This is a genomic window from Amycolatopsis sp. FBCC-B4732 (assembly GCF_023008405.1).
Taxonomy (GTDB): Bacteria; Actinomycetota; Actinomycetes; order Mycobacteriales; family Pseudonocardiaceae; genus Amycolatopsis; species Amycolatopsis pretoriensis_A.
In genome coordinates this window covers 3,396,230-3,420,742 of sequence record NZ_CP095376.1, presented here as the reverse complement: position 1 = coordinate 3,420,742, position 24,513 = coordinate 3,396,230, and the positions used below count along the sequence as shown (strand labels likewise).

20 protein-coding genes are annotated in these 24,513 nt (G+C 73.5%); 7 read left to right on the top strand and 13 right to left on the bottom strand.

Annotation, left to right across the window (positions count from 1 at the left end; all coding sequences use genetic code 11):
• The first annotated feature begins 118 nt into the window (after nucleotides 1-118).
• Together MUY14_RS14705 and MUY14_RS14700 are read left to right on the top strand one after the other, a co-directional pair.
• Entirely contained in the window at nucleotides 119-544 is a 426-nt protein-coding gene (locus MUY14_RS14705) for a DUF6292 family protein (RefSeq protein WP_247023562.1), read from the top strand.
• A 111-nt stretch (nucleotides 545-655) separates the two neighbouring features.
• Nucleotides 656-2,101, top strand: a complete 1,446-nt coding sequence (locus MUY14_RS14700) for a trypsin-like serine protease (RefSeq protein WP_247023561.1) — start codon at nucleotides 656-658, stop codon at nucleotides 2,099-2,101.
• A 41-nt stretch (nucleotides 2,102-2,142) separates the two neighbouring features.
• Here MUY14_RS14700 and MUY14_RS14695 read toward each other — a convergent pair whose 3' ends face one another.
• Nucleotides 2,143-3,681: a S8 family serine peptidase gene (locus tag MUY14_RS14695; RefSeq protein WP_247023560.1), complete on the bottom strand. Its 1,539-nt coding sequence runs from the start codon at nucleotides 3,679-3,681 to the stop codon at nucleotides 2,143-2,145.
• A gap of 259 nt (nucleotides 3,682-3,940) precedes the next feature.
• Here MUY14_RS14695 and MUY14_RS14690 point away from each other — a divergent pair, with 259 nt between their 5' ends.
• A complete protein-coding gene (locus MUY14_RS14690; protein ID WP_247023559.1) occupies nucleotides 3,941-6,790 on the top strand; it encodes an AAA family ATPase in 2,850 nt (949 codons plus the stop codon).
• A gap of 3 nt (nucleotides 6,791-6,793) precedes the next feature.
• Here the strand turns inward: MUY14_RS14690 and MUY14_RS14685 are convergent, their stop codons facing one another.
• A complete protein-coding gene (locus tag MUY14_RS14685) occupies nucleotides 6,794-7,219 on the bottom strand; it encodes an ATP-binding protein (protein WP_247023558.1) in 426 nt (141 codons plus the stop codon).
• Between the two features lie 60 nt (nucleotides 7,220-7,279).
• Here MUY14_RS14685 and MUY14_RS46870 point away from each other — a divergent pair, with 60 nt between their 5' ends.
• Nucleotides 7,280-9,142, top strand: coding sequence for a prolyl oligopeptidase family serine peptidase (locus MUY14_RS46870; protein WP_281506297.1), 1,863 nt, complete (start codon nucleotides 7,280-7,282; stop codon nucleotides 9,140-9,142).
• Here MUY14_RS46870 and hpaD read toward each other — a convergent pair.
• The 6 genes from hpaD to MUY14_RS14650 form a co-directional block, all read right to left on the bottom strand.
• Nucleotides 9,125-10,168: a 3,4-dihydroxyphenylacetate 2,3-dioxygenase gene (gene hpaD / locus MUY14_RS14675; protein WP_247023557.1), complete on the bottom strand. Its 1,044-nt coding sequence runs from the start codon at nucleotides 10,166-10,168 to the stop codon at nucleotides 9,125-9,127. The genes MUY14_RS46870 and hpaD overlap by 18 nt on opposite strands.
• Nucleotides 10,165-11,673 (bottom strand): 5-carboxymethyl-2-hydroxymuconate semialdehyde dehydrogenase, encoded by a 1,509-nt coding sequence (gene hpaE / locus MUY14_RS14670; protein WP_247023556.1) that lies wholly within the window; start codon nucleotides 11,671-11,673, stop codon nucleotides 10,165-10,167. Before hpaE ends, hpaD begins: the two co-directional genes overlap by 4 nt.
• Nucleotides 11,670-12,617 carry a 4-hydroxy-tetrahydrodipicolinate synthase gene (dapA, locus tag MUY14_RS14665; protein ID WP_247023555.1) on the bottom strand — a complete coding sequence of 316 codons (948 nt, stop codon included), beginning with the start codon at nucleotides 12,615-12,617 and terminating at the stop codon, nucleotides 11,670-11,672. The genes hpaE and dapA overlap by 4 nt, the downstream gene beginning before the upstream one ends.
• Nucleotides 12,618-12,634: 17 nt before the next feature.
• A complete protein-coding gene (locus MUY14_RS14660; protein WP_247023554.1) occupies nucleotides 12,635-13,303 on the bottom strand; it encodes a GntR family transcriptional regulator in 669 nt (222 codons plus the stop codon).
• On the bottom strand, nucleotides 13,285-14,706 hold the full coding sequence (locus MUY14_RS14655; RefSeq protein ID WP_247023553.1) for a fumarylacetoacetate hydrolase family protein: 1,422 nt from the start codon (nucleotides 14,704-14,706) through the stop codon (nucleotides 13,285-13,287). Before MUY14_RS14655 ends, MUY14_RS14660 begins: the two co-directional genes overlap by 19 nt.
• A gap of 73 nt (nucleotides 14,707-14,779) precedes the next feature.
• Nucleotides 14,780-16,216: an aldehyde dehydrogenase gene (locus MUY14_RS14650; RefSeq protein WP_247023552.1), complete on the bottom strand. Its 1,437-nt coding sequence runs from the start codon at nucleotides 16,214-16,216 to the stop codon at nucleotides 14,780-14,782.
• Between the two features lie 138 nt (nucleotides 16,217-16,354).
• Between MUY14_RS14650 and MUY14_RS14645 the strand changes: the two genes are divergently transcribed.
• The gene (locus tag MUY14_RS14645) at nucleotides 16,355-17,848 is read left to right on the top strand and encodes a GMC family oxidoreductase (RefSeq protein ID WP_247023551.1); all 1,494 of its coding nucleotides are present in this window, start codon (nucleotides 16,355-16,357) and stop codon (nucleotides 17,846-17,848) included.
• On the opposite strand, the gene MUY14_RS14640 is transcribed toward MUY14_RS14645, so the two are convergent.
• Genes MUY14_RS14640 through MUY14_RS14630 form a run of 3 tightly spaced genes read right to left on the bottom strand, consistent with a single transcriptional unit; the run spans nucleotide 17,769 to nucleotide 20,687 of the window.
• A complete protein-coding gene (locus tag MUY14_RS14640; RefSeq protein WP_247023550.1) occupies nucleotides 17,769-18,626 on the bottom strand; it encodes an alpha/beta hydrolase in 858 nt (285 codons plus the stop codon). The two genes, MUY14_RS14645 and MUY14_RS14640, sit on opposite strands and share 80 nt — an antisense overlap.
• On the bottom strand, nucleotides 18,623-19,573 hold the full coding sequence (locus tag MUY14_RS14635) for an aldo/keto reductase (RefSeq protein WP_247023549.1): 951 nt from the start codon (nucleotides 19,571-19,573) through the stop codon (nucleotides 18,623-18,625). The genes MUY14_RS14640 and MUY14_RS14635 overlap by 4 nt, the downstream gene beginning before the upstream one ends.
• A 10-nt stretch (nucleotides 19,574-19,583) precedes the next feature.
• The gene (locus MUY14_RS14630; protein WP_247025137.1) at nucleotides 19,584-20,687 is read right to left on the bottom strand and encodes a zinc-binding dehydrogenase; all 1,104 of its coding nucleotides are present in this window, start codon (nucleotides 20,685-20,687) and stop codon (nucleotides 19,584-19,586) included.
• A gap of 56 nt (nucleotides 20,688-20,743) precedes the next feature.
• On the opposite strand from MUY14_RS14630, the gene MUY14_RS14625 reads away from it, so the two are divergent.
• Nucleotides 20,744-22,036, top strand: a complete 1,293-nt coding sequence (locus MUY14_RS14625) for an amidohydrolase (RefSeq protein ID WP_247023548.1) — start codon at nucleotides 20,744-20,746, stop codon at nucleotides 22,034-22,036.
• Here the strand turns inward: MUY14_RS14625 and MUY14_RS14620 are convergent, their stop codons facing one another.
• Nucleotides 22,037-22,771, bottom strand: coding sequence for an SDR family NAD(P)-dependent oxidoreductase (locus tag MUY14_RS14620; protein ID WP_247023547.1), 735 nt, complete (start codon nucleotides 22,769-22,771; stop codon nucleotides 22,037-22,039).
• A gap of 45 nt (nucleotides 22,772-22,816) precedes the next feature.
• On the opposite strand from MUY14_RS14620, the gene MUY14_RS14615 reads away from it, so the two are divergent.
• Nucleotides 22,817-23,737 carry an aldo/keto reductase gene (locus MUY14_RS14615; RefSeq protein ID WP_281506296.1) on the top strand — a complete coding sequence of 307 codons (921 nt, stop codon included), beginning with the start codon at nucleotides 22,817-22,819 and terminating at the stop codon, nucleotides 23,735-23,737.
• Nucleotides 23,738-23,786: 49 nt separating this feature from the next.
• Here the strand turns inward: MUY14_RS14615 and MUY14_RS14610 are convergent, their stop codons facing one another.
• Complete coding sequence (locus tag MUY14_RS14610) at nucleotides 23,787-24,506, bottom strand: alpha/beta fold hydrolase (RefSeq protein WP_396126800.1); 720 nt, start codon at nucleotides 24,504-24,506, stop codon at nucleotides 23,787-23,789.
• Between the last annotated feature and the right edge of the window lie 7 nt (nucleotides 24,507-24,513).

Sequence of the window (24,513 nt, the reverse complement as noted above, 5' to 3'; positions counted from 1 at the left end):
GGGGCGAAAGCAGTGCGGGTCGATTCCGGTGCGTGGCCCACGATTGGCTGACACCGGGACGGGGTACCCGCCGTCCGGATCGCGGGGATCCCGCGGCGGTTCGGGAAGCGAGGCGGCGTTGAGCATTCTGATCGACTTCGGGCGCGACACGGAGTTCTCGTTCGAGCGGCGGTTGCGCGGATACGTGGAGGCGGTCGCCAAGGCCGTCGGGGTGGGGCTGGAGTCCTGCGCCTTCGACCCGGGTACGCCCGCCGCCGCCTACATCGCCCTCGACTGGCGGCTGAGCCGCTTTCCCGACCACGATCTCGCGCTCGTCTGGGACGAACGGCACGGGTGGGCCGCGGCGATCGAAGGCGCCGCCGGTGATCCCTCGACCGTCTTGGCCCACCTCGGGGGCGAAGCCGTCCCCGAAGTCCGTGCGGTGGTCCGGTTCCTGGCCGCCGTGCGCGCGGACGACCCCGGTGCCGGCGAGCTCGAAGCGCCGGTGCTGCGCGAGGCCGGCGACCACGAACGGCTGCTGAACGCCCTCGCGGCGCGGCAATGACGCGGCAATGACGCGGCAATAGTTCCGTAGCCGTACGGGGCGGCTCCCCGGTTGTTCTCGTACCCGGCGTCACCGGAAAGTGACCGGCAGCAACCTCGAAAAGGAGCTGCCGTGAACTCGAGACAACGCTTGCTGGGCGCGTTCGCCGCCGTCCTCGCCCTGCCGCTGGTCGCCGTACCCGCCGCGCACGCGGGCGGCAATCCGCCCGCCGTGGCCCCGCTCGGCGGGACGCCGCTGCCGGCCGGGGTGTCGCCGTCTTCGGTCGGCGGGACGCCCGCGTCGGTCAAGGACTACCCGTTCGTCATCGCCGGGTTGCGGGACGGCGGGCCGCGGCCGCTCGGGCAGACCTGCACCGGCTCGGTCGTCGCGCCGCGCAAGATCCTCATCGCCGCCCACTGCAAGGCCGCCGAGGGGCAGAAGTCGTTCCTCTACGGACTCGACGACCTCAGCGCCGGCGGCGGCACGGCGATCGGCGTCGTCAGCTACGACACCCACCCCAAGTACGTCAACTTCGACCAGGGCTACGACGTCGCGGTGGTGACCACCGACCGGGACATCCCGGTGCCGGGCGGGCAGTACGCGAAGGTCGCCACCTCGGCCGACACGGACCTGAACAAGCCGGGCAAGACCGGGCTCGGCCTCGGCTACGGCAAGAAGGACTTCAACGACGACACCCGCGACGTCACGCTGACGAAGTTCAGCCTGCCGATCGTGGCCGGGAGCAACTGCAGCGGCGTCGGCGCCGGCTTCCAGGAAGCCACCATGATCTGCAGCGGCTACTCCGACGGCCACGTCACGATCCTGCCCGGCGACAGCGGCGGGCCGCTGCTCGTCGACGGCAAGGTCGCCGGCGTCGCGTCGTGGAGCCGCAGCGACTTCAAGTGGTACAGCGTCTACGGGCGCCTCAACAACGACATGGGCGACTGGGTCAAGCAGCAGATCGGCGACGTCACCCCGCCGGAGACGTTCGGCATCGGCGTCACGCCGGGCGCGGTCAAGACCGAGCCGGGCGGGTACGTTTCCGCGTCGGTGACGAGCACCGCCGGGAAGAACGGCGCGGAGCGGGTCGACCTGACCGCGTCGGGCCTGCCGGACGGGGCGAAGGCGACGTTCCAGCCCGCGACGATCACCTCGGGGGACACCGCGAAGTTGACGATCGAGACGGCCGCGACCACACCCCAGGGGGACTACCCGGTCACGATCACCGGGACCGGCCCCAGCGGCACGGCGACCGCGAAGCTGACCCTGACCGTCGGGACCGGCCAGCCGCCCACCGGTGACCTCAAGGTGAGCGTCGACCCCGGTAGCGGGACCGTGCGGCCCGGGTTCTTCACGACCGCCGCGGTCACCGTCTCCGGCGGCACCGGCACCGTGACGCTGTCGGCCACCGGGCTGTCGTTCGCGCCGTTCTTCAACCCCGCCACGGTGAACGGCGGCGGGACGTCCCGGATGCAGCTCACCGGGCCGTTCCAGCGCGGGACCTACCCGGTCACCGTCACCGCGAAGGACTCCACCGGCAAGACCGCGACGGCGAAGTACACCCTGACCGTCCAATGAGGACCGGGAACGGGGAGGCCGCCGGCCTCCCCGTTCCGGCGTCAGAAGGTGATCGTGAAGCCGTCCAGCGTGCCGGTGTCGAAGCGGTAGACGTCCTGCGCCCGCACCTGCCAGGTGCCGTTCGCGGGTTCCGCCGCCGCGTTCACCGTGAAGGTGGTGTGGATGCCCGCCGCCGAGCCGGTGCCGCCGGCCTTCCGCAGCGGGAAGACCGCGCCGCTCGGGCCGATCAGGTCGACCGCGAGGTCGGCGGTGAAGGTGTGGGTGATGTCCACCTTGACCGCCAGCGCCGCCGGCGCCTTGCCGTCGCACCCGTCCTGGGTGACCGAGCTGGTGACCGCGGCGCCGGCGTCCGGGATCGCCACCGGGGTCGTGTTCGACTTGGCGCCGCACTTCGACGGCGGGGTGCCGCCACCGATGAAGGACACGTTCAGCAGCTTGTTCGGCGAACCGCTCCCCGGGTTCTTGACCACGCCCGAAGTCGCGCCGCCGACGAGCGCGTCCCGCACCTGCTGCGCCGTGGCGCCCGGGTTGGCGGCCAGGTAGAGCGCGGCCGCGCCGGTGACGTGCGGGGTCGCCATCGACGTGCCGCTCATGTTCGCGCTGCTGCCGTTCGACAGCCCGAGCGACGTGATGTTGTTGCCCGGCGCGAAGAGGTCGGTGCAGCTGCCGTAGTTGGAGAAGGACGCGCGGTTGTCGTTCTCGTCGGACGCGTTGACGGTGATCGCCTCGGGGACGCGCGCGGGGCTCGTGCCGCACGCGTCGGTGGAGCTGTTGCCCGCGGCCACCGAGTAGACGATCCCGGCCGCGATCGACCGTTTGATCGCGTCGTCGCCGACCCCGACCTGGTCCATGGTCAGGCTCATGTTCGCGACCGCGGGCTTGGCGGCGTTGGCCGTGACCCACTCGATCGCGTCGACCGCGGCGGAGTCCGGGCCGTTGCCCGAGCAGTCGTTGCCGAGCACCTTGAGCCCGACGAGCTTGACCTTCTTCGCGACGCCGTAGGTCTTGCTGCCGATCGTGCCCGCGGTGTGCGTGCCGTGGCCGTTGCAGTCGCTGCCGTTGCCGCCGACGAAGTCCTTGCCGATCGACGCGCGGCCTTCGTACTCCGGGTTGTCCGGCTTGATCCCGGTGTCGAGGTCGTAGGCCGTGACGCCCTCGCCGGTGTTCGGGTAGGTGTAGGAGTTGTCGCGGGGCAGGTTCGCCTGGTCGATGCGATCCAGGCCCCAGGTCGGGTTGGTCTGCGTGCCCGCGACGCGGGCGGTGCCGTCCTCGTAGACCGCGGCCACCGCGGGGTCGGCGGCCAGCCGCCGCGCCTGCGGTGCGCTCAGGTGCCGGGCGGAGAACCCGTGCAGGACCCGGGAGTACGTCGACCGGACTTCGCCGCCGTACCGCCCGGCGAGCGACGCGGGTGCGACGAGCGCCTGGGCGTCCTTCAGCACCACGATGTACTGGTCGCCGTAGTGCTGCCGGGCCGGGACGACGGTGCCCTCCGGTGCCGCGGCGGCCGCCACGCCGGCGGTGGCCAGCGCGGCCACGACCGCCGCGGCGACGGCGCCCGCCTTGCGGTGAACTGTGCGCATGCTTCGACTCCACTCACTCGAACAGGTGAATCGCGGTGCGGTGACCGAGAGCCACCGCCGTTTCACTGTCGGGTGGGCTCACCTGCGCTAACAAGCGAGGCAGCGCCCCGTAGGCCTACGTAACTAATGCCTTTCGCGGTCCCCCTACGAAAGTTCCGTGCCCGGCCGCGCGGGTTCCGCGCGCCCGAACGGCGGTCCTAAGCTCCGGTCACCGGACAGGGTGGTTCGGGGCGTTATGCCGCTTTCAGGGGGGCGGGCGATGACGAACGGGATCGTGGCCAGGGCCGGCTCGCCGGTGCTGGTCGGGCGGACGGCCGAGCTGGCCGCGCTCGTGTCCGCGGCGCTGCGCCCGCCCGCGGTCCTCGTGCTCGAAGGGGAGGCGGGCGCCGGGAAGACCCGGCTGGCCGCCGAACTCCTGGCCCGGCCCGAGCTCGCCGGGGCACGCGTGCTGGCCGGCCGGTGCCGTCCGCAGCGGGAGCCGTTCCCGTACGGCGTGGTCGTCGAAGCGCTGCGGGACGCCGCGAAGTACCTGCCGTCGGCCCCGGCGCCCGGCCCGCTCACCGGCGTCCTGGGCCGCCCCCTGCCGGAACTCGCACCGCTGCTGCCCGTGGCGCCGGAACCGCCCGGGGACCGCCGGGCCGAAGCGCACCGGTTCTTCCGCGCGGTCCGCGAACTGCTGGACCTGCTGGGCCCGCTGGTGCTCGTCGTCGAGGACGTCCACTGGGCCGACGACGGCTCGCGGCGGCTGCTGCGGTTCCTCATGGGCGACCTGCCGGCGGGGACGGTCCTGCTGGTGAGCTACCGGCCCGAAGACGTACCCGGAGGCCTTCCGCTGGGCCGCGCGCACCGGCCGGCGCCGGGCAGCTCGACCACGCTGGTCCGGGTCGGCCCCCTGGACCCGGACGGCGTGGGGCAGCTGGCCGCGGCCCTGCTCGGCGAGCCCGGCGTGTCCGGCGCCTTCGCGGCCCGGCTGCACGAGCGCACGGCCGGGATCCCCTTCGTCGTCGAGGAAGCCGTGCACGCGCTGCCGTCGCCGGTCACCGACGGGGCGCTGGACAGCGTCGAGGTGCCCGAGCTGCTGCGCGAAGCGACCGTCGACCGGCTCGGGTCGCTGCCGCTCGTGGCGCGGCGGATCGCCGAAGCCGCGGCGGTGCTCGCCGAGCCGGCGCCGGTCGAACTCCTCACGACGGTCGCGGGGCTGGACGCGGCGCGCGGGCGGTACGCGCTCGTGCTGGCCCTCGAGCGGGCGGTGCTGGTCGAGGCCGCCGAGTGCCGCTACGGGTTCCGGCACGACTTCGCGCGGCAAGCGGCGTACGGCGCGATCCCCGGGCCGGTGCGCCAGGAACTGCACCGGCGGGCCGTCCGCGTACTGGCCGGACGGCGCCCGGAGCCGTGGCTGCGGCTGGCCGAGCACAGCCGGAAGGCCGGGAACGCGGCCGACGCGTTGCGCTACGGCGAAGCCGCGGCCGACCGCGCGATGGAGGCCGGCGACCCGGCGACCGCGATCGGGCTGCTGCGCGCGCTGCTCGCCGGGCCGGAGCTCGATCCGTCCGATGTGGACAGACTGGCGGCGAAACTGGCGTCCGTGGCCGCGAACGGCGTCTCGCAGGCCGAGGTCGTCGCCACTCTGGAGGGGCTGCTCTCCGGTGACCGGCTCTCCGGGCGGCTGTCGGCGGAGATCCGGCTGAGCCTCGGGCTGCTCCTGGTCCGGCAGGCCGACGGCCTGGAGGCGGCGCGCGCCGAGATCGAGGTGGCGCTGCCGGGGCTCGGGCACCGGCCGGATCTCGCCGGGCGGGCGATGGCCGTGCTCGCGCAGCCTTGGGTGGGCGCGACGCCGTTGCGCGTGCACCTGCCCTGGCTCGACCGGGTCGACGGACTCATCGCGACCGCGGAAGACGCGCGGCTGCGGCTGACGCTGATGGCCAACAACATCCCGTCCCGCCTGCACATCGGCGACCCGCGCGCGTGGGCGGCGCTCGACGCTGCCCCGGTGAGCGCCGGTTCGGCCGAGGAACAGCGCCAGCTGGCGCGGCTGTACTGCAACGCCGCCGACGCCGGCGCGTGGACCGGGCACCACCGCCGGGCGCGCGGCCTGCTGGAACGCGGGATGCAGCTCGCGGCCGACGCCGGGACGCCGTACGTCGTCAGCACGGCCCGCACGACGGGGGTGCACATCGACTGGCTGAGCGGCGCGTGGGCCGGGCTCGACGAACGCGCGCGGGCGCTGCTGGCGGAGTACCGCGACCTGCTGCCGGTGAGCAGCGAGCTGTCGCTGGTACTGGGCCTGCTTGCCGGCGCGCGCGGGGCCTGGGACCGGGCGGCGGCGTGTTTCGCGGTGACCGGCGTCGACCGGCCGGAGAACGCGTTCACCCCGGTGGTGGTCGCCGCGCACGGCGGGATCGCCGGGATGCTGCTGGCCCAGGACGCCGTCGAGGCGGCGGCCGCGGAAGCCGCGCGCGGCCTGGAACTGGTCCGCACCAAGGGCGTCTGGGCGTGGTCGGGCGAGCTGGTGCCGGTGGCGGTGACGGCGTTCTGCCGGACCGGCCGCGCGGGGGAGGCCCGCGCCGTGCTCGCCGAGCTCGACCGCGAGACCCGCGACCTGGCGGCGCCGATGGCCCGGGCGGTCCTCACCGAAGGGCGCGGGATCGTCGCGGCCCACGACGGCGACGTCGCGGGCGCGGTCGGGGCGTTCGACGAAGCCTGCGCCCGCTACGAGCGCCTCTCGACGCCGTACCCGGCATTGGTGGCGGCCGAACGCCGGGCGCGCTGCCGGTACGAGGCCGGCGACGTGGCCGCGGCGGGCGAGTTCGGCGACCTGGCCGACGCGTTCGCCGCACTGGGCGCGACCCGCGACGCGGCCCGCTGCCGCCACACGTTCCGCTCGACGGGCGCGACGGCCCCCTCCCGCCGCGGCCGCCGCGGCTACGGCGACGAGCTGTCCCCGCGCGAGCGCGACGTGGCGCGGTTGCTGACCGACGGGCACACGAACCGGGAGATCGCGGAGGTGCTGTTCCTGTCCCGGCGCACGGTCGAGCAGCACGTGGCCAACGTGCTGCGGAAGCTGAAGGTGCGGTCGCGGGGCGAGCTCGTCGGGGTGCGGACGGGGTGAGCGTCAGCGGAGGAGGTGGACGGGCACCAGCGCCCAGACGACCTTCCCGGACGCCGTGGCGCGCACGCCCCAGCCGTGGGAGAGCTCGTCGATCAGCCGCAGCCCGTGCCCGCCGCCGGCGGCGACCCGCTCGATCGCCGGGTCCTCGTCGGACACCTCGACCAGCAGGCCACGCTGTTCGCGGGTGACCCGCAGGAGGGACGGCCGCCCGGTGTGGCGGTAGGCGTTGCCGACGAGTTCGTCGACGACCAGGAGCAGCGCCCCCAGCCGTACGTCCCGCGGCTGCCCGAACCCCACGCACTCGGCGACGGCCGACCGCACCCGGCGCGGCAGTGGCCGCGGGGAAAGGTCGAGCGTCAGCTCCGCGGCGGCGGCGACCCGCGTGCTGAGCTCCTCGACGGCCCGGCTCATTTCTTCTTCGACGGTCATCCCGCACCTCCCCGGAGGGTTCGTGGCAGCGCGGCGGCCGGATGGGCCAGTATCGGGGAAGTGACTGAACTGACGGCGGAGACCGTGGTCGACCGGCAGGTGCCACGCACCCCGCAGCTGTCCCCGGACGGCCGGTGGGTCGTCTACGCGGTGGACGGGGGTTTGTGGCTCGTCCCGGTGGACGGCGGTGCCGAGCCGCGGGAGTTCGCGACGGGCCGCGAGCCGCGGTGGGCGGCGGACTCGGCGACGGTCTTCTTCCTGTCGGACCGGGACGAAGAGGGGAAGGCGCAGCTGTACCGCGCCGGGACCGACGGCGACGCGGAGCGGCTGACGGACTGGGCCACGGGCGTGAGCGGGTGCGTTCCGGTGCCGGACGCGGCGGCGGTCGTGGTGCTGGCGCCGGGGGAGGACGACCGGCAAGCCGATCCGCGGGTTCGCCAGGTCACGGCGGGCCCGGGCGCGCGCACGCCCGCCGGAGGTGGTGCGGGGTCGAGCGAGGACCCGGTGGCGGCCGCTCACCAGCCACCGGTGGCCAGGCCGCGCTGGGACACGGTGGCCCGGCCGGACCGCCTGTGGCTGCTCGACCCGGGCACCGAGACCCCGCGGCCACTCGCGGACCTCGGCCGCCGGCACGTCGTCGAAGCCGCCGCCCGGCCGGACGGGCGCACCCTCGCCGTCCTCACCTGGTCCGTCGCCGACCGCGAACCCGGGGTTTTCGAACCCGGCCTGCACCTCGTCGACCTCCGCACCGGCGCCGTCGAAGACCTGCCCGCCCCGGCGCTCGAAGCGACCGGCCTCACCTGGTGGCGAGACGAAACCGGCTGGCGGCTGGTCTACCTCGGTCTCACCCCACCCGGCCTCGTCGGGGGCCATGCCGTCTTCGACGCCGACGGCCGCAACCTCACCGCCGGCCTGGACGGCTGCCCCACCGAACTCGCAGCAGCCGGGGATGGGCCGCCGCTCGTCCTGGTCGCCGAGGGGCTCGACACCACGATCCGGCGGCTCCCGGACTTCGCCGAAATCGCCAACGCCCGGGGCTCGCTCGTCGGCCTGACCGCGAACGGGGCCGGCGAGGTCGCGCTCGTCGCGAGCACCGCGGCCGAACCCGACGCCGTGCACGCCGGGCCGGCCGCGGGGCCGCTCGTCCGCCTGACCACCGCCCTGAAGGGGGACTGGGCCCCGCGGGAACGCCTCGCCTACCGGGCCGAAGACGGCCTGGAACTCGACGGCCTGCTCCTCCTCCCGCCCGGAACCACCCGCTCGGACGGCCCGTTCCCGCTCGTCACCCTGATCCACGGCGGCCCGCACGACCGCTACGCCGCCGGCTTCCACCTCGGCTGGTACCCCTCCGGCCAATGGCTCGCGGCCGCCGGCTTCGCGGTCTTCCAGCCCAACGGCCGCGGTGGGCTCGGGCACGGGGACGCCTTCGCCCGCAGCGTCGCCGGCGACGTCGGCGGGGCGGAGTTCACCGACGTCCTCACCGGCATCGACCTCCTCGTCGAAGCGGGCGTCGCCGACGAGGACCGGCTCGGGATCGGGGGCTGGAGCCACGGCGGGTTCGTGGCGGCCTGGGCCGTCACGCAGACCGACCGCTTCAAGGCCGCCGTGGTCGGCGCGGGCGTGATCGACTGGCCGCTGCTGGCCGCCACCGGCGAGCACACCCGGTTCGAGGCCGCGCTCGGCGGGCGGGCGAACAGCCCGATCACCCACGCCCACCGGATCCGCACGCCGGTGCTGATCCTGCACGGCGAGAACGACCCGAACGTGCCGCTCTCCCAGGCCGAACTCCTGCACCGCGCGCTGCACGACCGGGAACACGAGTTGGTCGTCTACCCGCGGGAAGGCCACTCGATCCGCGAACGCGACCACCGGATCGACGTCCTGAACCGCACCCGCGCGTGGTTCTCACACCTGCTCGCCTAGCTTGAACTCCGCCTCCCCGGTGGTGAAGGAGAACCCGTCCGCGCCGATGGTGACGTCGGCTTCGCGCGGCTCGGACCGGGCGACGACCGGCCGGACCGCCCCGTCGAGGTCCAGCACCACCGACGCGTCGGTGTACCAGCTCGGCACCACCGGGTTGCCCCACCAGTCGCGGCGCTGGTTGTCGTGGACGTCCCAGGTGATCACCGGGTTGTCCGGGTCGCCGGTGTAGTAGTCGTGCGTGTAGATCTCGATGCGGTGCCCGTCGGGGTCGCGCACGTACAGGTAGAACGCGTTCGACACGCCGTGGCGGCCCGGGCCGCGCTCGATCATCCCGGACTTGCGCAGCGCGCCCAGGTGGTCGCAGATGTGCAGGATCTGGTGCCGCTCGTGCGACGCGAACGCGATGTGGTGCAGCCGCGGGCCGTCGCCGCCGGTCAGGGCGACGTCGTGGACCGTCGGCTTGCGGAACAGCCAGGCCGCGTACACCGTGCCCTCGTCGTCCTGGATGTCCTCCGACACGCGGAAACCCAGGCTTTCGTAGTACTTCCGGGCGGCCGGCACGTCCGGCGTGTCCAGGTTGAAGTGGTCCAATCGCGACAGTGCGCCGGCGCCGTGGACGTCGTAGCGCTGGGTGAACCGCTCGACGTGCTCGGCCTCGTGGAAGAACTCCACCGGGAACCCGAGCGGATCGATGATCCGCACCGCTTCGCCGATGCCGCGCGTGGCACCCGCCGGGCGCCGCTCCACCCGGACCCCGAGCGCCCGGTAGTACTCCTCGGCGAGGTCGAGGTCGCCGGGCGTGCGCACCCGGTAGGCCAGCACGCCCAGCGCGGCCGTGGGGCCCCTGCGCAGCACCAGGGAATGGTGCAGGTACTCCTCGAACGCCCGCAGGTAGAGCGCGTCGGCGTCTTCGTGGGTGACGACGAGCCCGAGCACGTCGACGTAGAACGCCCGTGAGGCCGCCAGATCGGTGACGACGAGCTCGGCGTACGCGCAGCGGATGACGTCCGGCGGCGTGGCGGTCATGACTGTCCCTTCTGGACGGTGCCGAAGCGGGCGGTGTGCACCGGCCCGAGCGAGACGTGGATCGCCTGCTGGTGGGTGTAGAAGTCGAGCGAGCGGTAGCCGCCTTCGTGGCCGAGGCCGGACGCCTTGACCCCGCCGAACGGCGTCCGCAGGTCGCGGACGTTGTGCGAGTTCAGCCAGACCATCCCGGCCTCGACCGACTGCGCGAAGGTGTGCGCGCGCGCCAGGTCCGACGTCCAGAGGTAGGCGGCGAGCCCGTACTTGACGTCGTTGGCGAGCGCCAGTGCCTCGGCTTCGGTGTCGAACGGCGTCAGCGCGACCACCGGCCCGAAGATCTCCTCCTGGAAGATCCGCGCGGTGGAGGGGACGTCGGCGAACACCGTCGGGGCCACGTAGTTGCCGCTGTCCAATCCGGACGGACGGCCGCCGCCCGCGAGGAGCCGGCCCTCGGACTTGCCCAGCTCGACGTAGCTCATCACCTTGGCGTAGTGCTCGGGGTGCACGAGCGCGCCGACCTCGGTGGCCGGGTCGTGCGGATCGCCGACGACGATGTTCGCCGCCCGCGCGGCGTACCGCGTGCAGAACTCCTCGTAGATCGGCCGCTCGACGAGGATCCGGCTGCCCGCGGTGCAGCGTTCGCCGTTGAGGGAGAACACGCCGAAGAGCGTCGAGTCGAGCGCGGCGTCGAGGTCGGCGTCGGCGAACACGATGGCCGGGGACTTGCCGCCCAGCTCCATCGACATGCCCTTGAGCTGGGCCGCGCAGTTGCGGTAGATCGTCTGCCCGGTCGTGGTTTCGCCGGTGAACGAGATCAGCGGGACGTCCGGGTGCTTGACCAGCGCGTCACCCGCCTCCTCGCCGAAGCCGTTGACCAGGTTGAAGACCCCGGCCGGCAGTCCCGCGTCGGCGAAGATCTTCGCCCACAGGCTGGCCGACAGCGGCGTGAATTCGGCCGGCTTGAGCACGACCGTGCAGCCCGATGCCAGCGCCGGCGCGAGCTTCCAGCTCTCCAGCATGAACGGGGTGTTCCACGGCGTGATCAGCCCGGCGACCCCGACCGGCTTGCGGTGCACGTAGTTCACCTGCCGCCCGGGCACCTGGTAGGTGTCGTCGGCCTGGGCGACGACGAGGTCGGCGAAGAACCGGAAGTTCTCGGCCGCGCGCTGCGCCTGCCCGAGCGCCTGGGTGATCGGCAGGCCGGTGTCGAACGTCTCCAGCTCGGCCAGCCGCTTGTCCTGCGCTTCGACGGCGTCGGCGATCTTGTTCAGGATCCGCGCGCGGGCCCGGGGGAGCAGGCGCGGCCACGGGCCTTCGGTGAACGCCTTGCGCGCCGCGGCGACCGCCCGGTCGACGTCCTCGGCCTGGCCCGCGGCGGCGGTCACGTACGGGGTGTTGGACACCGGGTCGAGCACGTCGAACGTCTTGCCCGACACGCTGTCGACGAGTTCGCCGCCGATGTAGTGCTTGAGCTCGCCCGGCAGTCCCTCCGGGACGTAGTGGGTCATGCCTTCCCTCCCACGGTGAAGCCTTCGGCCGGGCTGAGGTACTGCGCGCCTTCGGCCATGAAGTCCTTGATCCGGGCGATGCCGGACTCGGTCGGTGTGATCAGCGGTGGCCGCACGTGCCCGGACGCGATCAGCCCGCGCTGCTCGAGCACCCACTTCCCGGGCGCCGGGTTGGTTTCGACGAACAGCAGGTCGACCAGCGGGTGCAGGCCGTAGTGGATCTCCCGGGCGCGCTCGTGGTCGCCGGACTGCCAGGCGGTGTACATCTCCGCGCACGCGGCCGGGGCGATGTTGGCCGTCGCGCTGACGAACCCGGCGCCGCCGAGGGCCAGCAGCGGCAGGCACAGCAGCTCGATCCCGGACCACACCAGCAGGCTCCGGCCGCACAGGTGCAGCACGCGGGAGAAGTGCTCGAAGTCCTTCGTCGTCTCCTTGATCCCGACGAAGTTTTCGCACGAGCGGAACAGCCGCGCGACCGTCTCCGGCGCGAGGTCGACCGCGGTGCGGCTCGGCACGTTGTAGGCGACGATCGGCAGGTCCGGGAACTCGCGGCAGACCGTGCGGTACCAGACGAACAGCGCGTCCTGGGTGGGCCGCGCGTAGTACGGCGTGATGACCAGCGCGGCGTCGATCCCGGCGTCCTGGGCGGCCGCCGTCAGCTCCAGGGTCTCGTCGAGCTTCGCCGAGCCGGTACCGGGCACGAACGGCACGCGGTCGCCGACCGCGGCGGCCACCGTGCGGATCGCTTCGGCGCGCTCGGCGACGGTCTGCGAGCCGGGTTCGCCGGTGGAGCCGCCGATCGAGATGCCGTGCGAGCCCGAGGCGAGCTGCCAGCGCACGAGGTTCTCGAGGCCGGCGTGGTCGACGGCTCCCTCGGCGGTGAACGGCGTCATCAGCGGCGCGATCGACCCGCGGATGGCCTGGGGGTCGGAGCGGAAGCGCATGGGTTTCCCTTCTTGCGTCAGTGGCGGCGGTGGACGAGGAACGCGTCCAGGGTGGCCAGCCGGTGGGCGCGGACGGCCTGCTCGACGTCGGCGGCGGGGGCGCCGCTTTCGAGCAGGCCGAGGATGGTTTCGTGCTCGGCGACCGACTCGCGGGCCCGGCCGGGCACGAAGCTGAACGTCGAGGTGCGCAGGCCGCTCAGCCGGTCCCAGCCACGCCGGACCAGGTCGAGGACCTGCGGGTTGGGGCAGGCGCCGAACAGCACGGCGTGGAAGTCGCGGTTGAGCCCGGTGAACCGGGCCGGTTCGAAGTGCCCGAGGCAGTCCGCCAGCTCGGCGTTCAGCGCCCGGGCCTCGGCCAGCGCACCGGGTGGGAGCACGGGCGCGGCGAGCGCGGCGGCGTAGCCCTCGACCAGCGCGAGGGTCTGCATCGTGTGCTGGTACTCGCTTTCGTCGACCATCGCGACCTGCGCGCCGACGTTGCGCTCGAAGGTCACCAGCCCTTCGGCTTCCAGCAGCCGGATCGCTTCGCGGATCGGGACGACGCTGACGCCGAGCTCCTGGGCGAGCTGGCCGAGGACGAGGCGGTAGCCGGGGGAGAAGGTGCCGTCGGCGATCCGGGCCTTGATCCACTCGTACGCGATGCGCGACTTGCTCATCGCGGTGCCGTTCACCGTTTCGCGAGCCATGCGGCGTACCTCCCGCGCCAGTGCTCGTCCATCGGGTAGAGCCCCTCGACGCGCTCGCCCGCGGCGACCTGCTCGGCGATGAACGTCTCCTGCAGCTCTTGCTCGATCGCCGCGTCGACGACCTCCTCGACCAGGTCCGGCGGGATGACCAGGACACCGTCGCCGTCGCCGGCGATCACGTCGCCAGGGCAGACGGCGGCGCCACCGCACGCGATCGCGACGTCGACGTCCCACGGCACGTGCCGCCGGCCGAGCACCGCCGGGTGCGGCCCGGCGTGGTAGGTCGGGATGTCCAAAGCGGACACCGCGGCGAGGTCGCGGACCCCGCCGTCGGTGACGATGCCGGCCGCGCCGCGCACCTGGGCCCGCAGCGCGAGGATGTCGCCGACGGTGCCGGTGCCGCGTTCGCCGCGCGCCTCCACCACGAGGACGTCGCCGGGGCCGAGCGCGTCGATCGCGCGCTTCTGCGCGTTGTACCCGCCTCCGTGGGACTTGAACAGGTCTTCGCGGTAGGGCAGGTACCGCAGGGTGCGTGCGCGGCCGGTCAGCCGGGCGCCGGGCCGGGTCGAGGTGAGCCCGTCGATCGACACCGCGTCGTAGCCGCGCTTGCGCAGCTGGGCGGACAGCGTCGCGGTGCCGACGGACTCGATCTTCGCGCGCAGCTCCGGCGTCAGCTCGAAGCCCGCATCGGCGGTCCCGTACGCGTCCGCGCGCTGCTGCTCGTCGACGCGGGGGAGGGCACCGAACGGTCCGAAGGGGACGGTGCCCGCGACGATGGGGGTCACGAGCCGTCCGGTGGTGTGCCCGTCGCTGTCGACCTCCACCTCGACGACGTCGCCGGGGATGGCGACCGAAGCACCCGCGGGGGTGCCGGTCAGGACGACGTCGCCGGGTTCGAGGGTGATCAGCTGCGAAAGGTCGGCGACCAGCCGCCCGAAGCCGAACAGCAGGTCGCCGGTGGTGTCCTCCTGGACGAGTTCGCCGTTGAGCCAGGTCCGCAGCCGCAGCGCGGCCGGGTCGACGTCGGCGGCGGGCAGCACAGCGGGACCGAGCGGGGTGAAGCCGTCGCCGCCCTTCGAGCGCAGGTTGCTGCCCTTGTCGGCGTAGCGCAGGTCGTAGACGCCGAAGTCGTTGGCCGCGGTGACGCCGCCGACGCAGGACCAGCCTTCCTCGGGCGTGACGCGGCGGGCGGTGCGGCCGATGACCAGCGCGATCTCGCCTTCGAAGCCCAGCAGCTCGGTGCCCGCCGGGCGTTCGAGCGCGGCTCCGCTCGCCGCCGCGGACGTCGGCGGCTTGAGGAAGTACGACGGCTGCGCCGGCACCCGGCCGCGCTGGGCGGCGCGGGAGTGGTAGTTGAGGTGCAGCGCGATGATCTTGCCGGGCCGCTGCGGGAGGGTCGTCATCCGTGGTCCTGCCTGCCGGTTCGAAGAAGGTATCTTAAATAATATACGATCTGTGGCGCGGGGAAACCCCCTTTCACCCGCCGTAGTGGAGCCAGACGGACTTCGTCTCGGTGTAGGCGTCGAGCGCCCAGGGGCCCATTTCGCGACCCCAGCCGGAGGCCTTGTAGCCGCCCCACGGCGCCGCCATGTCCGGGATCGGGGGCATGTTGACGAAGACCGCGCCGGCCCGGATGCCGTCGGCGTAGCGCTGCGCTGTGCGGAGGTCGCGGGTCCACACCGTCGCGGCCAGGCCGTACTCGGTGTCGTTGGCGCGGGCGAGCGGTTCGTCGCCGTCGTCGTAGGCCGTCACGGCCAGGACCGGACCGAAGATCTCCTCGCGCATGATCGCCATGTCGTCGCGGACCCCGGCGAACAGCGTCGGGGTGTAGAAGTAGCCGTCGCCGTCGACCGGGTTCCCGCCGGTGACCAGGTCGGCACCCTGGTCGCGGCCGGTGCTGACCAGGAAGTCGACGTGTTCGCGGTGCTTCTCCGACACCAGCGGCCCGAGCTGCGTGGTCTCCTCGGTGCCCGGCCCGAGCCGCAGGCCTTCCAGGCCGCGCGCCAGCTTGTCGACGAACTCCTGCTCCCGCTTGCGGTCTACGTAGAAGCGCGTGTAGGCGGCGCAGACCTGGCCGGTGTTGAGCGTCGCCCCGGCGAGGTTGCCCGCGACGGCGGCGTCGATGTCGGCGTCGGCCGCGATGATGCTCGGGGCCTTCCCGCCGAGCTCGAGGGTGAGCCGCTTGAGGTTGGACGCCGCGCTCGCCGCCGTGATCAGCTTCCCGACCGCGGTGGAGCCGGTGTAGGAGACGTGGTCGACGTCCGGGTGCTCGGTCAGCAGGGCACCGACCGAGCCGTCGCCGGTGACGAGGTTGACCACGCCCGCCGGGATCCCGGCTTCGTGCACCAGCTCGACCAGCCGGATGCTGGTCAGCGGCGTCACCTCGCTGGGCTTGATCACCACCGTGTTGCCGGTCGCCAGGGCCGGCGCGAGCTTCCAGGCGAGGATCATCAGCGGGAAGTTCCACGGCGTGATCAGCGCGTTCACCCCCACCGGCTCGCGGCGGGTGTAGTGCAGGGTGTCGGGGAAGGACACCGGGTTCGTGGTGCCCTGCAGCTTCGTCACCCAGCCCGCGAAGTAGCGGAAGTGCTCCGCCGTGCCGGTCGCGCTCACCTGCCGGGACACCCCGATCGGCTGGCCCTGGTCGAGCGTCTCCAGCCGGGCCAGCTCTTCGTGGTGCCGCTCGACGAGGTCGGCCAGCCGGAACAGCAGCGCGGCGCGCCGGACCGGGAGCAGCCCGGCCCATTCGGGTGCGGTGAGCGCGCGCCGGGCGGCCGCGACGGCGGCGTCGACGTCGGCGCGCGAGGCCGTACCGACCTCTTCGATGACGCGGCCGGTGGCGGGGTCGCGGGTCGGGAGCACGCCGCCGCCGGCTTCGGTCCACTGTCCGTCGATGCACAGGCGTGTCGCCATCCCGTTGTCCTCCTCGGCCTGGGGTGAGCCGAGTATCGGGCGGCCGGGTGCCGCGGGTCTTGTCCGCTCCCGCACGCCCGTTGACCGACCGCGAAGGGATGCCGCGGGTCCGCCGGGCCGCGGGCCACGCTGGAGCGCATGGACGTGATCGTGGTGGGCGCCGGCTCGGCCGGTTCGGTGGTGGCGCGGCGGCTGGTGGACGCGGGCGCGGCGGTGACGCTGCTGGAGGCGGGCAGCGAGGACGTCAACCCGGCGATCCACGACCCCGCGCGGGCCGGGGAGCTGTGGCACGGGCCCGAGGACTGGGACCTGTACACGGTCCCGCAGGAGTACGCGGCGAACCGGCGGCTGCACCTGCCGCGGGGCAAGGTCCTCGGCGGGTCGCACGCGCTCAACGCGATGATCTGGGTCCGCGGCGCCCCGGCCGACTACGACGGCTGGGGACTGCCCGGCTGGTACTGGGAAGACGTCGAGCCGGTGTTCGCCCGGCTCGAAAAGGACCTCCTCGACGTCGTCCCGAACGAGCCGCTGCACCCGGTCCAGCGGTCCATCGTGGACGCGTGCCGCGAGACCGGTCTGGCCTTGAACCCGGACTACAACGGCGGAACCCTCGACGGCGTGTCCGTCGAGCAGATCACCTTGCGCGGCGGCCGGCGCTTCACCACGTGGCACGCTTACGGCGCTCCGGTGGCCTCGCGGATGACCGTCCACACGGGAGCGATGGTGCACCGGCTCCGGTTCTCCGGTGCCCGCGTGACCGGCGTCGACGTCTCCATCGACGGGGTGGCGCGGGAACTCTCGGCCGACCTGGTCGTGCTCGCGGCGGGGGCGCTGGCCTCGCCCGCGATCCTGCTCCGCAGCGGCGTCGGCCCGGCGGGCGAACTGGCGGCGCTCGGCATCGACGTCGTCGCGGACCTGCCCGGGGTGGGGCGCAACCTGCACGATCACCTGCTCTCCCCGGTGATCTTCTCGACGTCCCGCGAAGTCGTGCCGGAACCCGGGCGGCCGGTGACGCAGGTGCACTGGTTCTGGCGCAGCCGGGCCGGGCTCGCCGTGCCGGACACCCAGCCGATCTGCTTCAGCGTGCCGATGTACGAACCGTGGATGTCCGGGCCGCCGACCGGATTTTCGCTGATGGCGGGCATGGTGTCACCGGAGAGCCGCGGGAGCCTGCGGCTGGCCCCGGACGGCTCGCCGCTGATCGACCTCGCGGCGTTGTCGGCGCCGTCGGACTTCGAGAGCCTGGTGGCGTCGGTCGAGCAGTGCCTCGCGGTCGGCGCCGCACCGGCGCTCGCGGACGGGTGGGGCGCCCGGCAGCTGTACCCGGCGCCGGGCGACGACGCCGGTGAGTACGTGCGGCGGACGGCGATCACGTACCACCACCAGGTCGGCACCTGCCGGATGGGCACCGACGCGGCCGCGGTGGTGGACCCGCGGCTGGCGGTGCACGGGCTCGACGGCCTGGTCGTCGCCGACGCGTCGGTGCTGCCCCGGGTGACGACGGGCAATACCAACGCACCGGCGGTCCTCGTCGGCGAGCAGGCCGCGCGCTTCATCCTCGGCGCCGACCTCCCGGGCCGTCGAGCAGGCGGCGGAGCCAGGAGGACCGTGTGGCCAGGGCGGCGCGGGTGACCTCGGCTTCCGGGGCGAAGCGGTCGAAGCCGTGGTGCGCGTCCGCCCAGACGTGCAGCTCCGTCGGGACGCCCGCCCGGGCCAGCCGCTGGGCGTACGCCACGTCTTCGTCGCGGAACAGCTCCGCCCCGCCGACCTCGACGAACGCCGGCGGCAAGCCGCTGAGGTCCGTCATCCGCGCCGGGGCCGCGTAGGGCGACGTCTGGCCGTTCAGCAGGCTGCGCCAGCCGAAGTCGTTGGCCTCCCGCGTCCACACGAGGTCCGGGAGGTCCGCCGACGTCCGGTCGTCGAGCATCGGGCACAGCAGCAGCTGCCCCGCCAAGGCCGGCCCGCCCCGGTCACGCGCGAGCAAGGCCACCCCCGCGCTCAACCCGCCGCCCGCGCTGCCGCCGCCGACGATCAGCCGCTCGAACCCGAACGTCTGCGCGAACCACACCAGGCCCGCGTAGCAGTCCTCCAGCGGCGCCGGGTGCGGGTGCTCCGGTGCGAGCCGGTACTCGACGGTCGCGCAGACGAACCCGAACTCCTCGATCAGCGGCACCAGCCGCGGCAGGTCGGCGAACCGGTCGTCCATGACCATCCCGCCGCCGTGGATGCTGTACAACCCGGGCGCGTCCGGCCGCGGGTGCCGCGGCCGCAGCACCGTGACGACCACGCCGTCGTCGAGGACGTGGTCCGACCACTCGATGTCCCGGCCGTCGATCGCCTCGTCCGGGGTGGGATTGCGGAACGACGCGCGGACGGCTGCCAGCGTCTCGGCGGACAGTTCCGGAGTCACGGGCCCTCCGGATCGACGGCGTCCTTGTCGGCCCAGAACGGCTCCACCAGCTCGCGCAGGTCCGCCGCACCGATCCGCTCGACGAGCGTGACCGCCGCGAGGTTGTCCTCGAGCTGCCTGACGCTGGTGGCGCCGAACAACGTCGTCGTGGTCGCCGGGTGCGTGAGCGTGAACGCGAGGCACAGCTGGGCCGGCGTCGCCCCGACGCTCTCGGCCACCTTCGCGAGGTCCGCGGCCGAGCCGGCGATCCGCTGCCGGACGTCGCCGGGGTCGCGGCCGACCTGGCGCCCGCCCTTCCCGAGCAGCACGCCGCCCTCGAAGACGTCGGACGCCTGGAGCGAGACGCCGAGTTCGCCGAACACCGAAGCGAACGGCGCACCGTCCGGAATGGACCGCCGGGCCACGCTGTACTTCAGCTGCGCGATCGCCGGGCCGGGCACGCCGTCCGCGGCGGCGAAGTCGTGGACCGCCCGGATCGCCGGCGCCGACCAGTTGTTGACGCCCCACTGCCCGATCAGTCCCGCCGAGTGCAGCGCGGCGAGGTCGGTGACGAGGGCGTGCAGATCGGTGTCGTCGCGGCGGAGGTCGCCGAGGATCACCAGATCGGCGTGGGAGACCCCGGCGCGGAAGAAAGCGTTCTCCAGCTGCGCGCGCAGGCTGTGCTCCGGGTAGCCCTCCAGCCAGAGCTTCGCCGAGAGCAGGTAGTCCTCGCGCCGCAGGCCCGCGGCGCGGACCATGGCCGAGAACAGCACGTCGGTGAACACCGGTGGGGCGCCGGGCAGGCCGTACACGCCGACGTCGAACAGGCCGATCCCGGCGTCGACAGCCGTTTGCAGCATCGAGACGGCTTCGCGGAAGTCCATCCGGTCGAACGTGTGCCAGGAGCCGAGGGACAGGACGCCGGTGGCCGGCCCGTCGCGGCCGATGCGGCGCTGGGGGATGCGCACGAAAACCCTCCTAGGGAAGTCGGGGGTCGATGACGGCTTTGAGCTCGCCGAGCCGGGACATCGACTCGACGGCGGCGGACGCGCCTGCCAGCCCGACCGGCGCGCTGAACAGCTCGTTCCAGGGCAGGCGATCGGCGAAGGCGCGGAAGAACTCGACCGAGCGGTGGTAGTCGGCGATGTCGCCGTTGAGCGAGCCGGCGATGGTCAGCTCCTTGCCCATCACCGTGCCCAGCGGCACGGGGGAAGGCACCGGCCCGGTCGACCCGACGATCGCGACCGTCCCGCGCTGGGCGGCGAAGGCGACCGCCTCCGCGCCGACCGTGGGCCCGCCCGCGAAGTCGAAGACGTGGTCGGCGCCGCGGCCGCCGGTCAGTTCGCGCACCCGCTCGACGCGTTCGTCCGGGGTGGACTCGACCGGGACCGTCGCGGTGGCCCCGAACCGCTCGGCGACGTCCAGCCGCGATCGCGGTCCGCCGACGGTGATCACCACCCCGGCGCCGCAGAGCCGGGCGACCGCCGTGGCGAACACGCCGAGCGCGCCCGCGCCTTGGACCACGACCGTCGCGTTCGGACGGATGCCGCCGGACCGGGCGACCGCGCGCAGCACGGTCTTCCCCGCGCAGCCGGACATCGACGCCCACGTGTCCTCGACGTCGTCGGGCAGCAGGAGCTTCGCGGCGCCGGGCGTGACGTAGCAATGGCGGGCCAGACCGCCGGTCGCGTAGGGGAACCGGTCGGAACGCTGAAGGAAGCCGTAACCGCGGCGCTCGCAGGCGACCGGTTCACGAAGGATCGTGCAGCCGTGGCACTTCCCGCACGTCGACTCGGACCAGCCGATCCGGTCACCGGGGCGGATTTCCCGGCCGAGGGTGTCGGTGGTGCCGGGTCCGGTGGCGACGACTTCGCCGACCATTTCGTGACCCAGCACCATCGGCAGCATGCCGGGGAGACTCATTTCCCCCGACCAGAGGTGGACGTCGGTGCCGCACAACGTGGTGCAGGTGAGCCGGACGAGGGCGGCGCCGGGTTCCGGGTCCGGAGGCAGCGGGAGTTCGCGCAACTCGAGGGGCGCGTGGTGGCCGGTGAGAACGGCGGCCTCCGTGTGGGTGGGCAGAGCCATCTTTTTAGTCTACAGTCGTGGAAGAAAAAGTCCAGGTCCCGGAGGAAACCATGACAGCACAACGGATCCACTCGGCGGACCTGGTGGTCCACGGCGGGGTGGTGCACACCTTCGGTCCCGACGGCACGGTGGCGGGCGGCCTCGCCGTCTCCGGCGGCCGCGTCGCCGCGGTGGGTGCCGACCTCACCGCCCACATCGGACCGGACACCGAAGTGCTGGACCTGGCCGGGCGCACGGTCCTGCCCGGTATCAACGACGCGCACCTGCACGCGACCTGGCTCGGCGCCCGCTGGCCGCACCCGCTGCTCGGCGCGCCGCACGAAGAAACCCCGGTGGTCACGGCCGGAGACCGCCGGGCGGCGATCCTGCGCGCCGGCGACGTCTGCGCGGCGCTCGGCATCACCAGCTACACCGAACCCGGGCTCGGCCCCGGCGAAACGGGGTGCTTCTCGGCCGAAGTCCTGGACGAGTACGCGAACCTGCACCGAGAAGGCCGTCTGCGGGCGCGGGTCACCGTGCTGCGCCTGTTCGGTCTCCTGGACGGCGCCAGCTCGCTGCCGGACTTCGCCCGCGGCCTCGCAACCGCGGTGCCGGCCGCGGATCCGGAGTGGCTGGCCGTGCCCGGGGTCAAGATCTTCGCCGACGGCATCCCCCCGATGCGCACCGCGTGGACCCACCACTGCTACGCCGACGGCACCCACGGAACGCTGCTCGTCGACGGGCCCGACGACGGCGAGCGCGCGGCCAACCTGGCCGCGATGATCGCCCTGGCCCACGATGCCGGCCTGGTCGTCGGCGTCCACGCGACCGGCGAGCGCAGCATCGAGGCCGCCCTCGCCCACCTGCGCGACGGCGACCACCTCGTGCACGGCGACCTCGTCACCCCGGCGCAGCTGCGGCGGATGGCCGAGCGCGGTGTCGGGCTGACGACGCAACCCGCGATCGCCACCGCGATGCGGCCGATGGTCGCCACCGCGCTCGGCGACGACGTGGCGGCGAAGGCGTGGCCGCTGCGCGAGATCCTCGACCTCGGGGTGCGGCTCACGCTGAGCAGCGACGCGCCGGTCGTGACGCCGGACTGGCGGGTCCACCTCGCGGCCGCGGGGGAGCTGCTGGGTGCGCGGGGTGTCACGCCCGAGCTGACCGGACGGCTGTTGCGCTGCTACACCACCGAAGCCGCCGCACAAGACGGATCCGCGGCGTGGAAGGGCACCCTCGAGCCGGGTATGGCCGCCGACTTCTGCGTCCTGGACGAAGATCCTCTGGAAGTCGCGCTCGCGGACCTGCCGCCGGTCGCGGTCGGGCTGACCGTGACCGGCGGCCGGATCGTCCACAAGGGATAGTCAGGTGAGCAGCTGGCCGCCGTCCACCGCCAGGCTCACCCCGGTGATGTGCCCGGCGGCGGGCGAGGCCAGGAACACCACGGACGGCACGACGTCGCCGACGGCGGCGATGCGGCCCAGCGGGATCCGGGATTCCCAGGCCGTGCGGGCGGCGGTGTCCGCGGCGAACCCCGCCGTCATCGGCGTGAGCACCGGGCCGGGGGCGACGGCGTTGACGCGGATCCCGTGCGGCGCCAGTTCCAGTGCCGCGGACCGGGTCAGCGCGTCGACCGCCGCCTTGGTCGCTTCGTAGTGACCGAGCCCCGGTGTCGGCTGCCGCGCGCCGATCGACGACACGTTCACGATCGCGCCGCGGGTCCCGGCGGCGACCATGTGCGCGCCCACCGCGCGGGTCATCAGGAACGTGCCCCGGAAGTTGACCCGCAGGCACCGGTCGAAGACCTCGACGGGCAGGCCGGTCACCGGCCCGCCGCCCCCGGCCAGCCCGGCGTTGTTGACCAGCACGTCCACCGGCCCGAACCGGCTCGCGACCAGGGAAACCGCCGCGTCCACCGACGCCGGGTCCGCGATGTCGAGCTCGACGTGCTCCGCGCCGATCTCCCGGGCGACGTCGTGTGCCGCCCGCGCGTCGACGTCGGCGACCACCACCCGGTCACCCGCGGCCAGGAAAGCTTCGGCGGCACCGCGCCCGATTCCGCTCGCGCCGCCGGTCACCACCACGATCCGTGTTTTCATTCTACAATCGTAGATGAAAGATGTGCTGCGGCGAAAGGAAAACCCGTGCTCGGAAGATCCGCCTTCGGTCTCGGCTCCTGGAACACCTGGGACCGGATGGACTTCGGCGACGCCGTCCGGCTGCTCAAGACGGCCGTCGACGCCGGCGTCACGTTGTTCGACGTCGCCCACTACGACTTCGGCCCGCACGCGGAGAACTCGCGGACGGACATCCTCTTCGGGGAGGCCGTGCGCGAGGCCGGGATCGCCCGCGAGGACTACGTGCTGTGCGGCAAGCTCTGGCTGTGGGACTACCCCCGCAGCGGCTTCGCCGGGCAGCTCGAGACGTCGCTGGGCCGCATCGGGACCGACCGAGCGGACCTGGTCGTGGTGGGGGACTACCGGGAGCGCCCGGACGTCCCGCGCGTGGTCACGGAGGTCGCGGAGCAGATCCGGGCGGGCCGGATCGGCGGCTGGGGCGTCAACAACTGGCTCGCGGCCGACCTCGACCAGGCGCTGGAGTTCGCGGCCCGTGAAGGCTTGCCGGGCCCGGAGTTCGCGCAGCTGAAGTACTCGATCGCCCGGCGCGCGATGGCCGAGGGCGAGCCCTACCGGAAGCACTTCGACGCCGGACGCCTGGCCCTGCAGGCGTCCGACGTCTTCGAAGGCGGTGTGCTGCTGGGCAACGCGGCCCCGGCGCGGAAGATCGGGGCGGACGTCGGGGGCATCCGGCCGTCCATCGTGGCGGCTTCGGCCGAAGTCGCCCGCGTCGCGGCGGACTTCGGCGCGACCCGTGCCCAGCTGGCCCTCGCGTTCTGCCTGGCGTACGAACCGGTGGCGAACGTCCTGTTCGGCGTGAGCCGCGCGGAGCAGCTGACCGACAACCTCGGCGCGCTCCTCCTGGCCCGCGAACACGGCCTGGAGATCCGCACGGCCCTCGCCCACCTCCGCCTCGACCACGACGTCGCCCCCGACGGCTCCTGGTAAGCCCTCCCGGGGCGTCACTTTCATAGGGAAAGTTACGCCCCGGGTCGGGTCAGGGGGTGTCGAGGAAGGTGAGGGCGGCGGTGCGGAAGGGGGCGCCGCGCAGGGCGCCGCCGTGGTCGCCGGGGACCACCAGGAGGTCGCTGCCCGGGACCAGGGGGACGAGGGTCTCGATGCCCTGGCTGACCGGGTCGTCCCGGCCCGCGACGAACCGGGTCGGCACGGTGATCGTCCCGACGCGCGGGGCGAACGGCTCCCGGCGCAGCCCCTCGATGCAGTGCGCGAGCGCCACCGGGTCGCGGCCGGGCGCGGTGATCATCCGGGCGATCGCCGCCGTCAGCGGGTCCGCGGGCGGCCGGCCGCCGCCGGCGAAGGCCAGCGCGGCCTCGACGTCGACCGCGCCGAACGGCTCGTGCGGGCTGATCCCGCCCAGCACCAGCCGCCGCACGGGCAGCAGCGCGGGCAGGTCCCACGCCAGCCGCGCGCCGAGCGAGTAGCCGACGACGTCCACTTCGGACACCGCGCCGACCGCGATGGCGAGCTCTTCGGTGATGGCCTTCGGCGTCGTGTCGGCTGGTGCGGGACTCGAGCCGTGGCCGGGCAGGTCGGGAACCAGCACCGGACGCCCCGAAGCGATCAGCGCCGACGGCCAGCCCGTGCTGACCCAGTCGGTGTGCCCGTCGGAGGCGAAGCCGTGCAGGAGCAGCACCGGCGGGCCCGCGGGCGGACCGGCGGGGGCGAACCGGCGCACGGCGAGGGAGGTGACGGTCAAGGAGATC

What these genes read in the sequence shown, in the direction of transcription:
- MUY14_RS14655 (WP_247023553.1), bottom strand. Translation starts at nt 14,706, where the DNA reads ATGACGACCCTCCCGCAGCGGCCCGGCAAGATCATCGCGCTGCACCTC.
- MUY14_RS14685 (WP_247023558.1), bottom strand. Translation starts at nt 7,219, where the DNA reads ATGACCGTCGAAGAAGAAATGAGCCGGGCCGTCGAGGAGCTCAGCACG.
- MUY14_RS14625 (WP_247023548.1), top strand. Translation starts at nt 20,744, where the DNA reads ATGACAGCACAACGGATCCACTCGGCGGACCTGGTGGTCCACGGCGGG.
- MUY14_RS14620 (WP_247023547.1), bottom strand. Translation starts at nt 22,771, where the DNA reads ATGAAAACACGGATCGTGGTGGTGACCGGCGGCGCGAGCGGAATCGGG.
- MUY14_RS14695 (WP_247023560.1), bottom strand. Translation starts at nt 3,681, where the DNA reads ATGCGCACAGTTCACCGCAAGGCGGGCGCCGTCGCCGCGGCGGTCGTG.
- dapA (WP_247023555.1), bottom strand. Translation starts at nt 12,617, where the DNA reads ATGCGCTTCCGCTCCGACCCCCAGGCCATCCGCGGGTCGATCGCGCCG.
- MUY14_RS14660 (WP_247023554.1), bottom strand. Translation starts at nt 13,303, where the DNA reads ATGGCTCGCGAAACGGTGAACGGCACCGCGATGAGCAAGTCGCGCATC.
- MUY14_RS14690 (WP_247023559.1), top strand. Translation starts at nt 3,941, where the DNA reads ATGACGAACGGGATCGTGGCCAGGGCCGGCTCGCCGGTGCTGGTCGGG.
- hpaD (WP_247023557.1), bottom strand. Translation starts at nt 10,168, where the DNA reads ATGACCGCCACGCCGCCGGACGTCATCCGCTGCGCGTACGCCGAGCTC.
- MUY14_RS14645 (WP_247023551.1), top strand. Translation starts at nt 16,355, where the DNA reads ATGGACGTGATCGTGGTGGGCGCCGGCTCGGCCGGTTCGGTGGTGGCG.
- MUY14_RS14650 (WP_247023552.1), bottom strand. Translation starts at nt 16,216, where the DNA reads ATGGCGACACGCCTGTGCATCGACGGACAGTGGACCGAAGCCGGCGGC.
- hpaE (WP_247023556.1), bottom strand. Translation starts at nt 11,673, where the DNA reads ATGACCCACTACGTCCCGGAGGGACTGCCGGGCGAGCTCAAGCACTAC.